We start from the raw sequence: 12,985 nt of genomic DNA, 5'->3' as shown, positions 1-12,985 counted from the left end.
TGCCACCATGCCCGCTGACGCACCCGTGCCCGTCCTGCCGCCGCGGATCCGCAGCGACGACCCGGCGTCGTTCCCCGCATCCGTGTTGCGGGACCGCCACCCGGCCATCGTCGCCCGGGTGCTCGCCGACGTCCCGTTCGCGGCACCGGTACGCCACAGCCTTGCAAGCCTCTTGCAGGACCCGACGGTCACCCCGCTGCCGCGCGACGCGCACGACTGCGAGGACTGGGACCGGTGGGGCGAGCCGTACTTCGGCCGGTCGATGTTCGAGGTGCCGTTCCTGTGGGCGGAGAACTACTTCTACCGGCGCCTGCTGTACGCGACCGGCTACCACGAGCCGGGGCCGTGGCGGGGGATCGACCCGTTCGGCCCGCAGAAGGCCGCCGACGTGCCGGGGGAGCAGGAGCTGCGCGCCCTCGACGCGCTGCAGGTCCTCCCCGAGGACGAGCAGGCCTCGGCGCTGGTCGCCGCGTCGCTGTGGGGCAACCGTGCCGACCTCGGCTTCCAGCTGGCGCAGCGGGCGGCCGGCGAGGTCCACGAGCGGGTGGACGACCTCATCGCCGACGACACCGACCTGCTGTGGAAGCACCTCAACGGCGGCACGGTGTGCCTGGTGGCGGACAACGCCGGGCGGGAGCTGCTGCCCGACCTGGTGCTCATCGACTTCCTGCTGCGCACCGGGCGGGCTGCGCGGGTCGAGCTGCACGTCAAGCCGGCGCCGTACTTCGTCTCCGACGCGCTGACCGCCGACGTGCTCAGCGAGCTGCGGCGCTTCCCCGCGGACGGCGCCGTCGGGCGGCGGCTGTGGGCGGCGCTGCAGGACGGGACGCTGGAGCTCGTCACCGACGCGTTCTACTGCGCGCCGCTGGAGTTCCCCCAGATGCCGGCGAGCCTCGCCGCGCGGTTCGGGGCGGCGAGGCTCACCATCCTCAAGGGCGACCTCAACTACCGGCGGCTGGTGGGGGATCGCAGCTGGCCGGCGGAGACGTCGTTCCCGGGTATCACCGGATACTTTCCCGGGCCGGTCGCGGCCCTGCGGACGGTGAAGTCGGACGTGGTCGTCGGGTTGGCCGCGGGTGCCGCAGCGGGGCTACCCGCGTCATGGCGCACCAGCGGCGCTTTTGCCATGGTCCAAGTGCGACCCTGAGGCGGCGGCGGTGCCGCCGGCGGTGACCGTGGTCGTCGCCGCGGTGGTCGTCGTGGTGAAGGTCGGTCCGGCCCAGATGCGCTTCGTCATGGTGAGCACTCTGCCGGGCGGTACTTGGCGGCCACTTGCGGTCGGCTTGCGGAACCCCTCAAGGGTGGCGCGGGTCACGCATCGACGGCGCTCACCACCCGACATGTCCGACATGTACCGGCAAGCTTCAGCCAGACTTGAGCACCCCTTCGTTGACGATCACCGCCGGCGGCCGGCACCGCCCGCCCGGCCGCGGCGGCGTCGACCTGGAGGTGCAGAGCCTCGACGGATCCGGCAACAACCGGGCACACCCGCGCTGGGGACGCGCCGGGCAGGCGTACCGCCGGGTCGCGCCCGCGCGGTACGCCGACGGCTGCGGCGCCAGAACGACCCCGGCCTGGAGATGATCCGGAGGGTGTACGGGGTGGATTTCCGCCGGAACCCGGGTGACATCATCGCCCTCAACACCGACGTCCCCCGGTCACAGCTCACCCCGGACGTGTTCCTGGCACCCGCGGCGTAGGCGCGGGTTTTGTTCCGTAAACCTGGGTAGGACCGCGCAATGCAACCTGAAGCCGACGAGTCGGTGCCGGAGCTGGCGACTCAGCCTGACGACGAGCCGCCGGCGCCCGGGCCACCGTTGTCCGCACAGCCCGGCGGAGCCCAGACCGGCGCCGCGCAGGACAGCGCGACGCCGCCCAGCGCGGCCCAGAACAGCGCAGCCCAGAACAGCGCGCCCCAGAGCAGTGCGGCGCAGAGCAGCGCGGCGCAGAGCAGCGCGGCGCCGATGAACGCGCCGGGCAGCAGCTCGGGGCAGGTCAACGCCGCGCCGTACCGCGCGAACGTCGGCGGCACGTCCGCCGCGAACCTCGCGTCCCTGTGGAACGACACCGACCGGCAGCGCATCCGCGGCCGGTGGCAGGAACTGCAATCGAAGTTCCTCGACGACCCGCACCTGGTCGCCGGGGAGGCCGAACGGCTCGTCCAGGAGGCGGTCGCGTCCCTGACCACCTCCCTCGACTCGCGGCGCACCCAGCTGCACCAGCAGCGGGCCAGCCGCGGCCTCGACACCGAGAACCTGCGCGCCTCGCTGCGCGACTACCGCGAGTTCCTCGACCGCATTCTCGGCCTGTAACCGTTCACGGGAGTAGGGAGTTCACCATGAACTCGACGACGATCACGATCGGCCTGGTCGTACTGGCCCTGGCCGTCGGCGGCTGGATCCTGCTGCGCGGTGGCAAGGAGGAGGAAGAGGAGGAGGCGGCCACCCCGTCGGGCCCGCCCACCCCCCGCCCCCCGGCGCCGGCGACCCCCAACGGCATGTCGCCCAATGGCGTGTCCCCGAACGGGATGGCGGCCGGCGGCGTGCCGGTCAACGGGATGGCACCCAATGGCATGGCCCCCAACGCGATGGCCCCCAACGGGATGCCCAGCGGGATGCCCGCCGGGATGCCGGGTGCGATGGCCCCCACCGGCATGGCGGCACCGGCGACGTACGGCGCCGCGTACGGTGCGGCCGCCGCCCCGGCGATGCCCGCGCCGATGTCGTCGGTGCCGGCGGCCGGGACGTACTTCGCCTCGGCGTCCTCGTCGCTGACGTCGGAGGGGCACGCGTACGAGGTGCGCGCCCGCTGGCAGGAGCTGCAGCTGCGGTTCGTCGACGACCCGCAGACCGCCGCCGGTGAGGCCGAACGCCTCGTCGACGACGCGCTCGCGGGGGTCACCGCGTCGCTGAACGCCCGCAAGGACCAGCTCAGCTCGTGGCGGGCCAGCGGCCGCGACGACACCGAACAGCTGCGGGCGGCGGTGCACGGGTACCGCGACTTCCTGACCCACCTCGTCGGCCCGTAGTGACCGGGCTCGTTTGATACGTCATGTCATGCGGGCATACCTCCTGTGAAGGAGGACCGCCATGACAACCACCCAAGTTCTCATCACGATCGTCGTGCTCCTGGTGATCGCGGCGATCGGTTACGGCATCTGGTTCGTCACCCGGCGGCGGGCGCTGCAGCACCGGTTCGGCCCCGAGTACGACCGGGCCGTCGCCGAGGGTGACAGCCGCGTCGCCGTCGAACGTGAGCTCCGCGAGCGCGAACGGCGCCACGCCGAGCTCGAGCTGCGCGACCTGACCCCCGAGGCGCGCGCCCGGTACACCGCCGCCTGGGAGGAGATCCAGGCCCGGTTCCTGGACGACCCGGCGGGCGCCGTCCGCGACGCCGACGCCCTCGTCACCGACCTGGTCGCCGAGCGCGGGTACCCGAGCGGCGAGTACGAGGAGCAGGTCGCGCACCTGTCGGTCGAGCACGCCCGGACCCTCGGCCACTACCGCGACGCGCACGAGATCAGCCAGCTCAGCGACCGTGGTGAGGCCACCACCGAGCAGCTGCGCCAGGCCGTCGTGCACTACCGCACGCTCTTCTCCGACCTGCTCGGCACCGACGTCACCCCCGGCGCCGCGGCCACCACCCACACCGACACCCACACCGACCCGCACGACGCCGGGGACGAGCCGCCCGCCGCCGTGCCGGCGCAGCGTGACCCCGAAGACGTCGCCCACGACAGCCGCCGGTCGTAGGGCCGGGAAAGGACACCTCGATGCAGGACCAACGCGACACTGTGAACGAGGGGCACGTCCCCGCGCCCCGCGACCCGGCCGACGACAGCGACAGGACCGACGTCGCCGTGGGCACCGCCCACCCCCATGACACCGAACTGCGCGACGGCGACGTCCGGGAGGGGGAGCCGTACCCGGCGGGCACGTACGCGTCAGGCACCGCCCTCGCCGGCACCGACCACGACGGCGTCGCCGGCCGTGACGACGTCGAGGTCGTCGACCGCGACGAGGCCCTGGAGGAGGAGCGCGCCGAGACCCGGGACGAGGCCCAGGAAGAGGCCCGGGAAGAGGCCCGGGACGAGGCCTGGGACGAGGCTCAAGAAGACGCCCGGGAGGAGGCCGAGGCGCGCGGCGACACCGACTTCGTCCCCGCCGACGTGGACGCCCGGACCGACGACGAGCGCTCGGACGAGCGCACCAGCGTGTGGACCGCCGAGCAGACCGGCGACCAGGTGGACTCGCCGGCGGACGAGCGCGACGAGGCGGCGGCCGCCGCCGCGGAGGACGCCGAGGACCGTGCCTGGGCCGCCGAGCACGCGACCCAGCTGCGGGCCGGCTCCCTCCCCGAGGACCACGCGGACACCCGCACCGGCACCCTCCTGGAGGACCGCACCGACCCGGCCACGGACCACGACGCGACCGCCGGCAACGACACGGACGGCACCGTTGACTCGGACGCCGACGCCGACGCCGACGCCGACGCTGACGCCGCCGACGCTGACGCCGACGTGGCCGACGACACCGACGCTGACGTCGCCCGCGACGACGACGCCGACACCGCCGTGACCCATGACGCCGGCACCGACCTCGACCCCGGTGACGTGGTCGCGGTCCCCGTTCCCGTGAACGCCGAGTACGACGGGCACGCCGAGCACGACGGGCAACAGGAGCTGCGGCCCGGGGCGGTCGATGCCGCGCCGGTCGGGGCGATCTGGGCCGACGGCGCCGCCGACGGGTTGCGGGAGCGGTGGCGTGAGCTGCAGCTGCGGTTCATCGACGACCCGCGGTCCGTGGCCGGCGAGGCCGACCAGCTGGTCGGCGAGGCCGTCGCGACTGTCACCGGCGCCCTGGAGTCGCAGCGGGCCCGGCTGAGCGGCTGGCAGGGCGAGGGCGGCGACGACACGGAGCGGCTGCGCGCGGCCGTGCGCCAGTACCGCGACTTCCTGGACCGCCTGCTCGGCCTCTGACGCGAGGACGCGAGGTAGCTTCCACCACAAGCTACCCGGTGGTAGCCTCCCTGGTACCAGTCGGTACCAGGGAGGCTGCATGCATGTCCGGATCGCCATCATCGGGGCGGGGTTCGGTGGGCTGGGCGCCGCGATCCGGCTCAAGCGGCGCGGCCACGACGACTTCGTCATCCTCGAACGGGCCGGGGACCTCGGCGGGACGTGGCGGGACAACGTATACCCGGGCTGCGCCTGCGACGTGCCCTCGCACGTGTACTCGTTCTCGTTCGCGCTGAACCCGGACTGGAGCAGCACCTACTCACCGCAGCCGGAGATCTGGGACTACCTGCGCCGCTGCGCGAACCGGTTCGGGCTGCGGCCCAGCATCCGGTTCGGCACCGAGGTACGGCAGGCGTCCTGGGACGGGGCCGCCGGGCACTGGCGGATCGAGACGTCCCGCGGCGACTGGACCGCCGACGTGCTCATCAGCGCCGGCGGCCCGCTCAACGAACCGGTGATCCCGAAGCTGCCCGGCCTGGAGACGTTCCGCGGCGAGACGTTCCACTCCTCCAGGTGGGACCACGACCTCGACCTGACCGGCCGGCGCGTCGCCGTGATCGGCACCGGTGCGTCCGCGATCCAGTTCGTGCCGGCGATCCAGCCGGTCGTCGGGCGGCTGACCCTCTTCCAGCGGACCGCCGCGTGGGTCATGCCGCGCAACGAGCGGCCCCTGCGCCGCTGGGAGCACACGGTGTACCGGCGGATCCCCGGCGCCCAGCGGCTGATGCGCACGCTCGTGTACTGGGGCATCGAGTCCACCGTGATCGGCTTCCTCCGCCCGCGCGTGATGCGGCTGGCGCAGCGGATCGCGCTGCGCAACCTGCGCGCGGCCGTCGCCGACCCGGTGCTGCGCGCCCGGCTCACCCCGTCCTACGCGATGGGCTGCAAGCGGGTGCTGAAGTCCAACACCTACTACCCGGCGCTCACCAGGGACAACGTCGACGTGGTGACCGAGGCGATCGCCGAGGTCCGTCCACATGGGATCGTCACCCGCGACGGCGCCGAGCACGAGGCCGACACGATCATCTTCGGTACGGGCTTCCGCGTCACCGACCTGCCGATCGCCGAGCGGGTCCGCGGGCGGGACGGGCGCAGCCTCGCCGAGGTGTGGCAGGGCAGCCCGCGGGCGTACCGCGGCACCACCGTCGCCGGCTTCCCCAACCTGTTCCTGCTGCTGGGCCCGAACACCGGCCTCGGGCACAACTCCGTGGTCCTGATGATCGAGGCGCAGCTCAACTACGTGCTCGGCGCGCTGGAGCACCTGCGCCGCACCGGCGCCCGCAGCGTGGAGCCGCGCGAGGCGGCGCAGCGGGCGTTCGTGCACGCCGTGGACCGCCGGATGGCCGGGACGGTCTGGGCGACCGGCGGCTGCAGCAGCTGGTACATCGACGCCACCGGCCGCAACTCGACCCTGTGGCCGGGGTCCACCTGGCGCTTCCGCCAGCGCATGAAGCGCTTCGACGTCAACGCATACGAGGTGACCGCATGAGCAGGCCGGAGCGCAGCGGAGGGCTGCGAATCATGGGCTCAGGGTGGAGGTCAGGCCGGCGCCGGAGCGCAGCGGAGGTGACGGCATGACCGTGACCAGCGGCAGCGGCAGCATCCACAGCGTCCGCCGGGGCGCCGGTGAGCCGCTCGTGCTCATCCACGGCATCGGCCACCACTGGCGGGCCTGGGAGCCCGTCATCGACCTGCTCGCCGAGCACCACGACGTGATCGCGATCGACCTGCCGGGCTTCGGCCGCTCGCCGGCCCGGGCCGGGGACCTCGGCATGCCCAGCGCCGTCGAGGCGCTCGCCGGGTGGTTCGCCGAGACGGGGCTGGACCGGCCGCACGTCGCCGGCAACAGCCTCGGCGGCGCGATCGCCCTGGAGCTCGCCGCGGCCGGGCACGCCAGCTCCGTGACCGCACTGTCGCCCGCCGGCTTCTGCACCCCGGCCCAGGTGCGCCGGGCGCTGAGCATCCTGCGCGGGCACCGCATCGGCGCCTTCACCCCCACGCCGGTGCTGAAGGCCTTCTACCGCACCGGTTTCGGCAAGGCGTTCTCCTTCGGCTGGCTGGTGCGCAACCCCGGCGTGCTCACCGCCGAGCGCGCCCTCGCCGACACCCTGGCGCTGCGCGGCGGCAAGGGCTTCGCGGCGGTCGCCCGGCACGGCCGCGCGTACACGTACACCGGCCGTCCCGACGGCGTGCCGGTCACCATCGCGTGGGGCTCCCGGGACCGGATCTTCCTGCCGGTCCAGGCCGGCGTCGCCCGGGAGCGGCTCCCGTGGGCGCAGCACGTCGCGCTCGACGGCTGCGGCCACGTCCCGATGAGCGACGACCCGGCCGGCGTCGCCGCCGTCATCCTGCGGACCACCGCCGCCGCCCGCGCCCACGACGGCGAGCCGGCCCAGAGCTGAGCACCACGCAGAAGTCCGGCGCCGCTCAGAAGTGCACGAGCGTGCGGGCGCCGACGCCGTTGCGCATGCGGTCGAAGGCGTCGCCCACCTCGGCCAGGGAGACGTGGTCGGTGACCAGGGCGGCCAGGTCCAGCTCGCCCGCCCGGTAGTGCGACAGCAGCACCGGTACGTCCACCGCCGGGTCGGTGCTGCCGTACATGCAGCCGGTCAGCGTCCGGGCGAAGTACGCCACCTCCAGCGCGCTGAACGTGACCTCGTCGCTGCCGGAGCCGAGGCCGAGGACCGTGGCGCGCCCGCCGCGGCGGGTGACGGACCAGGCGGCGCGGATCGTCGCGGCCCGCCCGACGCACTCGACGGCGTGGTCGGCGCCGCGGCCGGAGGTCAGCGCGCGGATCTCCTTGGCCAGGGACGGGCCGGGCGCGAGGAAGTGGGTCGCGCCGAGGGACAGGGCCAGGTCCGCCTTCGCCGGTGCCGGGTCGACGGCGATGATCGTGGTGGCGCCGGCGATGCGGGCGCCCTGCAGGGCGGCGAGGCCGACGCCGCCGAGGCCGATCACGGCCACGGACTCGCCGGGGCGCACCCGGGCGGAGTTCAGGATCGCCCCGACGCCGGTGAGGACGGCGCAGCCGAGCAGGGCCGCCTCCTCCAGGGGGATGTCGGCGGGCACCGGGATGCAGGCGTTGGCGCCGATGACGGTCTCGGTGGCGAACGCGCCGGTGCCGAGGCCCGCGTAGACGTCCTCGCCGCCGGCGGTGCGGGCGAACGGCACCCCGCGGGCGTCGTCGGCGTGCGCGCACAGGTACGGCTCGCCGGCCTCGCAGAACCAGCAGGACCGGCACGGCGGCGACCAGTTGAGCACCACGTGGTCGCCGACCGCGAGACCGGTCACGGCCGAGCCGACCTCGGCGACGACGCCGGCGCCCTCGTGGCCGAGGACGACCGGGAACGGCTGGCGCAGCGTGCCGTTGGCCAGGGACAGGTCGGAGTGGCAGACGCCGGCGGCGGCCAGGCGCACCCGCACCTGCGCGGGCCCGACCGGGTTCAGGTCGACCTCCTCCACGGCGGCGGGGCCGTCCACGGCCCGCAGGACCAGGGCGCGGGTCACAGCTGGACCGCCTTCACCGACGTGAACTCCTCGTATCCGTGGACGCCGAGCTCCCGGCCGTAGCCGGAGTCGCCGATCCCGCCGAAGGGGGCGAGGGGGTTGAACGACGCGCCGTTGACGTCGACCTGGCCGGTGCGCAGCCGCCGCGCGACCGCGAGCGCCCGCTCGGGTGAGCCGGACCAGACGCTGCCGGCCAGCCCGTACCGGGTGCCGTTGGCGATGCGTACGGCGTCGTCCTCGTCGCGGTACCGGATGATCGACAGCACCGGGCCGAAGATCTCCTCCTGCGCGATCACGGACTCGGGGTCGACGTCGGCGAAGACGACCGGCGCGACGTAGTAACCGACGTCCGGCACGGATCCGGGCTCGTTCGCGAGCTTCGCGCCCGCGGCCCGGCCACGCTCCACATAGGACAGCACCCGGTCGCGCTGGGCCGCCGACGCCAGGGGGCCCAGGCGGGTGGCCGGGTCGGTGGGGTCGCCGACGGTGTAGCGGGACGCGGCCGCCACGGCGAGGCCGACCGCCTCGTCGTGCTGCGACTCGTGCACGAGCAGCCGGGTCCAGGCGGTGCACGTCTGGCCGGAGTTGAGCAGGCAGTTGCCGACGCCGACCTTCACCGCGGCGGCCAGGTCCGCGTCGGGCAGGACCACGTTCGCGGACTTGCCGCCCAGCTCCAGCGACACCCGCGTGAGGTTCTTCGCCGCCAGTGCCGCCACGGTGCGCCCGGCGCCCGTCGACCCGGTGAACGACACGAGGTCGACGCCGGGGTGCCCGGCGAGGGCCGCGCCGGTCGGGTCGCCGTACCCGGTGACGAGGTTGTAGACGCCGTCGGGCAGCCCGGCCTCGCGGACCAGCTCATGCAGGCGCAGCGCCGACAGGGGCGCGACCTCGCTCGGCTTGTGCACGACGGTGTTGCCGGCGGCGAGCGCGGGGGCGAGCTTCGCGACCGTCTGGTGCAGCGGGTAGTTCCACGGAGTGATCGCCGCGACGACCCCGACCGGGTCCCGCACGACCAGGCTGTTGCCGATGCGCTCCTGCGGCTCGTCGCCGGCGAGGAGGTCGACCATCGAGGACAGCACCGCGATCGGCAGCCCGACCTGGACCTTGCGCGAGATCGCAAGGGGCGCGCCCATCTCGGCGGTGATCAGCGCGGCGAGCTCCTCGGCGTGGGCGGCGAGCAGGTCGCGCAGCGCGGCGAGGTGCGCGGCGCGGGCGGCGCGCGGCAGCGCCGACCAGGGTCCGAGCGCGGCCCGGGCGGCGGCGACGGCCGGGTCCACGTCGGCGGTCTCGGGCACGGCCCCGATGACCTGCTCGGTCGCCGGGTTGTAGACGTCGATCATGACAGCGGCCCTCTCAGACGAACGCGTTCACGCCGGTGAGGGCGCGACCGATGATGAGCTTCTGGATCTGGCTCGTCCCCTCGTACACGGTAGTGACCCGCGCGTCGCGCAGGTATTTGCCCACCGGGTACTCGTCGATGTAGCCGTAGCCGCCGAACACCTGCAGCGCGGCGTTCGCCGAGCGGACCGCGGCCTCGGAGGCGTAGAGCTTCGCGGTGGAGGACTCGGTGGCGAACGGCAGGCCCCGGTCGATGAGGTCCGCGACCCGCCAGGTCAGCAGCCGGGCCGCGTCGGCCTCGACGGAGATGTCGGCGATGAGCTGCTGCACGAGTTGGAACGAGGCGATCGGCCGGCCGAACTGCTCGCGCTGCTTCGCGTAGTCCACGGCCGCCTCCAGGCAGCCCTGGATGATCCCGACGCAGCCGGCGGCCAGGGACATGCGCCCCTTCGCCAGGGCCGACATCGCGATCCTGAACCCTTCGCCCTCGGCGCCGAGCATCGCGTCGTCGCCGACGGTGACGCCGTCGAACGTCAGCGCCGCGGTCGCCTGGCCGCGCAGCCCGAGCTTGCCGTGGATCTCCTCGATGCGCAGGCCGGGCGTGCCGGTGGGGACGAGGAACGCCGAGACGCCCTTCGGGCCCGGGCCGCCGGTGCGGGCGAAGACCACTGCGACCTGCGCCCAGGTGCCGTTGGTGATGAACATCTTCGACCCGTCGAGGCGCCAGCCGCCGTCGACGCGGGTGGCGCGGGTGGCCAGGGCGCCGGCGTCGGAGCCGGTGTCGGGCTCGGTCAGGGCGAAGCAGCCGAGGGCGTCGCCGGCGCACAGCCGCGGCAGCCAGGCGGCCTTCTGCGCGGGGGTGCCGTAGCCGTTGATGCTCTTCGCGACGAGCCCGAGGGACACCGACACGATGCCGCGCACCGACGAGTCGCCCTTGCCGAGCTCCTCCAGCACCAGGCAGTAGGTGGTGTGGTCGCCGCCGCTGCCGCCGTGCTCCTCGGGGATCGTGATGCCGAGGATGCCCAGGCCGGCGAGCTTCTTGACGATGCCCAGGTCGACGTGCTCGGCGCGGTCCCAGGCGGCGGCGTGCGGGGTGATCTCGCGGCCGACGAACCCGGCGGTCACCTCGCGGATCGCGCGCTGTTCGTCGTTGAGCGTGAAGTCCATGGGCAGTCCTTCAGCGGCTGGGTCACTTAACTAACGCCGTTAGTTTCTAAGATCGTAGCCATGGTCCGCCCCAGAACGCCACTCCTCAGCCGTGACCGCATCGTCGAGGTGGCCACCGCGATCGTCGACGCCGACGGGCTCGACGCGCTGTCCACCCGGCGGCTGGCCCGTGAGCTGGGCGTCCAGGCGCCCTCGCTGTACAACCACTTCGCCACCAAGGAGCAGATCGTCGACGCGATCGGCGACAGCATCGTCGCCGGCGTCGACCTGTCCATGCTGGGGCGCGACCCGTGGCCGGAGGCGCTGAAGGCGTGGGCCCGGGCGTACCGGGCGGCGTTCCGCGCGCACCCGAACGTGGTGCCGTTCCTGGCCCGCGGCCCGGCCCGGCGCCCGGCGTCGCTGCGCCTGGCCGACGCGGTCTACGGCGCGCTCGTCAGCGCCGGCTGGCCGCCGGGGCACGCCACCCGCATCGGCGCGACCATGCGGTTCTTCGTCGCGGGGTCGGCCCTGGGCTCGTTCGCGCTCGGCTTCGTCGACGACCCCGACCTGTACGCGCGCGACTACCCGCACCTGCGCGACGCGCACCGCCTGGCCGGCCAGCACGCGCACGTCGACGACAGCGCGTTCGAGCTGGGCCTGGAGGCGCTGGTGGACGGCCTGGAGCGCAAATTCGAGCAGCTGCCGGGCTGACCCCCGCGCGACCGCCTCAGGCGACCGCCTCCTGCGGCATGACGAGCAGGATCTGCCCACCGGGGCGGGTGCTCATGCGCACCGGCATGCTCAACATCCGGCCGGCGCGGATCAGCACCGTGGCCGTGTCCAGGTCGGCGACGCGCAGGCCGGGGGAGCCGGAGCGGGACGGCCCCGACACCAGCAGCACGCCCCGCCACGCCGACTCGGCCAGCTGGCGGGCGTGGCGGATCTGGCGGGCCGAGCGCGGCAGCGCGGGGGCGCCGCACAGGTCGGCGTAGCCCTGCTGCCAGGCGCGGTCGAGGAAGGCCGCGGTCGACGGGGCGGTGACCACCCGGAAGATCTCGTACCGGTGGCGCGTGCCCGCGGTGTAGCGGTGCACGCTCGCCGAGTGGCCGGCTGCCCCCAGCAGCTCGACCAGCCAGTCCGCGGCGACGGACCGGTTGAACTCGGCGAGCACCCCCGCTGGTGCGTGCGCGAAGGCGGTGCGGACCCGGGCGCCACCCAGCGTCCGGGACCGCCCTCCTCCACCGCACACCCCTGTACATCGCACCAGCACGGCCGCCTCGAACGCGGCGACGGTCGAGGCCCTGTAGCGCTCGCCGGTTGACACGATGTTCACCCGTTCACCGTGGCGGGTCGCCCCGGGCGGGCGGAATCGCGGGCGTCGTTCCTTGAGCAAACCTTGACGCTGCGAAACGCCCGGAAAATCCGCCGGCCGGACCGTTCGCGTGGATCATGCGGCGGGCATCAGGACCTGCGTGCAACGGCTGGCCGCGAGGGTGGTGCCGGCGGTGTCGTACAGCTCCGCGGCGCAGAACACGACCTTGCGGGTGCGGCGCAGGACGGTGCCGACGGCGCGCAGCGTCCCCGGCCGGGTCGGGCGGAAGAAGTCGACCCGCAGGTCCGCGGTCAGGAACAACTCGCCGCGGTCGAGGGTGGTGAAGCAGGCGCCGCCCATCGCGGAGTCGAGGATCGCGGTGACCAGGCCTCCCTGGATCACCGGCCCGCCGGGGGTGGTGAAGCCGTACTCGACGGTCGCGTCCCACTCCACGGTCGACCCGCCGGGCTGCCAGCCGGTGCGCCGGAACCCCAGGGTCCGCCACAGGTTCGGCCCGTCGCCCCGGCTGCCGTTCCAGTCGCCGGCGTCGGCGTAACGCTCACCGGCGGTGATCGGGCGGTCCGTCATCGTGCGGCTCCTCACGGTAAGGGTTGACACTCCCGGACTATCGGCATAGTCAGTGTAGAAACTCTGGGACAGGAGGA

14 protein-coding genes are annotated in these 12,985 nt (G+C 73.9%); 9 read left to right on the top strand and 5 right to left on the bottom strand.

What is annotated here, in order from left to right; all coding sequences use genetic code 11:
* Positions 1 to 7: 7 nt before the first annotated feature.
* The 8 genes from AB0H83_RS07565 (at position 8) to AB0H83_RS07530 (ending at position 7,419) form a co-directional block, all read left to right on the top strand.
* On the top strand, positions 8 to 1,147 hold the full coding sequence (locus tag AB0H83_RS07565) for a damage-control phosphatase ARMT1 family protein (RefSeq protein ID WP_360088449.1): 1,140 nt from the start codon (positions 8 to 10) through the stop codon (positions 1,145 to 1,147).
* Between the two features lie 227 nt (positions 1,148 to 1,374).
* Complete coding sequence (locus AB0H83_RS07560; protein WP_360088446.1) at positions 1,375 to 1,584, top strand: peroxidase family protein; 210 nt, start codon at positions 1,375 to 1,377, stop codon at positions 1,582 to 1,584.
* A gap of 155 nt (positions 1,585 to 1,739) precedes the next feature.
* Positions 1,740 to 2,312 (top strand): hypothetical protein, encoded by a 573-nt coding sequence (locus AB0H83_RS07555; protein WP_360088443.1) that lies wholly within the window; start codon positions 1,740 to 1,742, stop codon positions 2,310 to 2,312.
* A gap of 26 nt (positions 2,313 to 2,338) precedes the next feature.
* Positions 2,339 to 3,028: a hypothetical protein gene (locus tag AB0H83_RS07550; protein ID WP_360088440.1), complete on the top strand. Its 690-nt coding sequence runs from the start codon at positions 2,339 to 2,341 to the stop codon at positions 3,026 to 3,028.
* A 61-nt stretch (positions 3,029 to 3,089) separates the two neighbouring features.
* Positions 3,090 to 3,752 carry a hypothetical protein gene (locus AB0H83_RS07545; RefSeq protein WP_360088437.1) on the top strand — a complete coding sequence of 221 codons (663 nt, stop codon included), beginning with the start codon at positions 3,090 to 3,092 and terminating at the stop codon, positions 3,750 to 3,752.
* A 20-nt stretch (positions 3,753 to 3,772) separates the two neighbouring features.
* Positions 3,773 to 4,978 carry a hypothetical protein gene (locus AB0H83_RS07540; protein WP_360088434.1) on the top strand — a complete coding sequence of 402 codons (1,206 nt, stop codon included), beginning with the start codon at positions 3,773 to 3,775 and terminating at the stop codon, positions 4,976 to 4,978.
* 79 nt (positions 4,979 to 5,057) lie between these two features.
* Complete coding sequence (locus AB0H83_RS07535) at positions 5,058 to 6,506, top strand: NAD(P)/FAD-dependent oxidoreductase (RefSeq protein ID WP_360088431.1); 1,449 nt, start codon at positions 5,058 to 5,060, stop codon at positions 6,504 to 6,506.
* Positions 6,507 to 6,591: 85 nt separating this feature from the next.
* Positions 6,592 to 7,419: an alpha/beta fold hydrolase gene (locus AB0H83_RS07530; protein WP_360088428.1), complete on the top strand. Its 828-nt coding sequence runs from the start codon at positions 6,592 to 6,594 to the stop codon at positions 7,417 to 7,419.
* 25 nt (positions 7,420 to 7,444) lie between these two features.
* Here AB0H83_RS07530 and AB0H83_RS07525 read toward each other — a convergent pair whose 3' ends face one another.
* The 3 genes from AB0H83_RS07525 to AB0H83_RS07515 are packed head-to-tail and all read right to left on the bottom strand — an operon-like array spanning position 7,445 to position 11,029.
* A complete protein-coding gene (locus AB0H83_RS07525) occupies positions 7,445 to 8,524 on the bottom strand; it encodes a Zn-dependent alcohol dehydrogenase (protein WP_360088425.1) in 1,080 nt (359 codons plus the stop codon).
* Complete coding sequence (locus AB0H83_RS07520; RefSeq protein WP_360088422.1) at positions 8,521 to 9,864, bottom strand: aldehyde dehydrogenase family protein; 1,344 nt, start codon at positions 9,862 to 9,864, stop codon at positions 8,521 to 8,523. The genes AB0H83_RS07525 and AB0H83_RS07520 overlap by 4 nt, the downstream gene beginning before the upstream one ends.
* A 13-nt stretch (positions 9,865 to 9,877) precedes the next feature.
* Positions 9,878 to 11,029, bottom strand: a complete 1,152-nt coding sequence (locus tag AB0H83_RS07515) for an acyl-CoA dehydrogenase family protein (RefSeq protein ID WP_360088419.1) — start codon at positions 11,027 to 11,029, stop codon at positions 9,878 to 9,880.
* A 60-nt stretch (positions 11,030 to 11,089) separates the two neighbouring features.
* Between AB0H83_RS07515 and AB0H83_RS07510 the strand changes: the two genes are divergently transcribed.
* Positions 11,090 to 11,719, top strand: a complete 630-nt coding sequence (locus AB0H83_RS07510; RefSeq protein WP_360088416.1) for a TetR/AcrR family transcriptional regulator — start codon at positions 11,090 to 11,092, stop codon at positions 11,717 to 11,719.
* Positions 11,720 to 11,735: 16 nt separating this feature from the next.
* Here the strand turns inward: AB0H83_RS07510 and AB0H83_RS07505 are convergent, their stop codons facing one another.
* Complete coding sequence (locus tag AB0H83_RS07505; protein WP_360088413.1) at positions 11,736 to 12,341, bottom strand: hypothetical protein; 606 nt, start codon at positions 12,339 to 12,341, stop codon at positions 11,736 to 11,738.
* 114 nt (positions 12,342 to 12,455) lie between these two features.
* Positions 12,456 to 12,908: a PaaI family thioesterase gene (locus tag AB0H83_RS07500; protein ID WP_360088410.1), complete on the bottom strand. Its 453-nt coding sequence runs from the start codon at positions 12,906 to 12,908 to the stop codon at positions 12,456 to 12,458.
* Positions 12,909 to 12,985: the final 77 nt, after the last annotated feature.

Origin of the sequence: Dactylosporangium sp. NPDC050688, assembly GCF_040654515.1 — a bacterium.
GTDB lineage: Bacteria > Actinomycetota > Actinomycetes > Mycobacteriales > Micromonosporaceae > Dactylosporangium.
Note: the sequence above shows the minus strand (reverse complement) of the source record. Positions and strands in the feature narration are given on the sequence as shown.

Coding starts and splice junctions, on each gene's coding strand:
- AB0H83_RS07515 (WP_360088419.1), bottom strand. CDS start 11,029: ATGGACTTCACGCTCAACGACGAACAGCGCGCGATCCGCGAGGTGACC.
- AB0H83_RS07535 (WP_360088431.1), top strand. CDS start 5,058: ATGCATGTCCGGATCGCCATCATCGGGGCGGGGTTCGGTGGGCTGGGC.
- AB0H83_RS07510 (WP_360088416.1), top strand. CDS start 11,090: ATGGTCCGCCCCAGAACGCCACTCCTCAGCCGTGACCGCATCGTCGAG.
- AB0H83_RS07550 (WP_360088440.1), top strand. CDS start 2,339: ATGAACTCGACGACGATCACGATCGGCCTGGTCGTACTGGCCCTGGCC.
- AB0H83_RS07530 (WP_360088428.1), top strand. CDS start 6,592: ATGACCGTGACCAGCGGCAGCGGCAGCATCCACAGCGTCCGCCGGGGC.
- AB0H83_RS07500 (WP_360088410.1), bottom strand. CDS start 12,908: ATGACGGACCGCCCGATCACCGCCGGTGAGCGTTACGCCGACGCCGGC.
- AB0H83_RS07540 (WP_360088434.1), top strand. CDS start 3,773: ATGCAGGACCAACGCGACACTGTGAACGAGGGGCACGTCCCCGCGCCC.
- AB0H83_RS07545 (WP_360088437.1), top strand. CDS start 3,090: ATGACAACCACCCAAGTTCTCATCACGATCGTCGTGCTCCTGGTGATC.
- AB0H83_RS07555 (WP_360088443.1), top strand. CDS start 1,740: ATGCAACCTGAAGCCGACGAGTCGGTGCCGGAGCTGGCGACTCAGCCT.
- AB0H83_RS07565 (WP_360088449.1), top strand. CDS start 8: ATGCCCGCTGACGCACCCGTGCCCGTCCTGCCGCCGCGGATCCGCAGC.
- AB0H83_RS07520 (WP_360088422.1), bottom strand. CDS start 9,864: ATGATCGACGTCTACAACCCGGCGACCGAGCAGGTCATCGGGGCCGTG.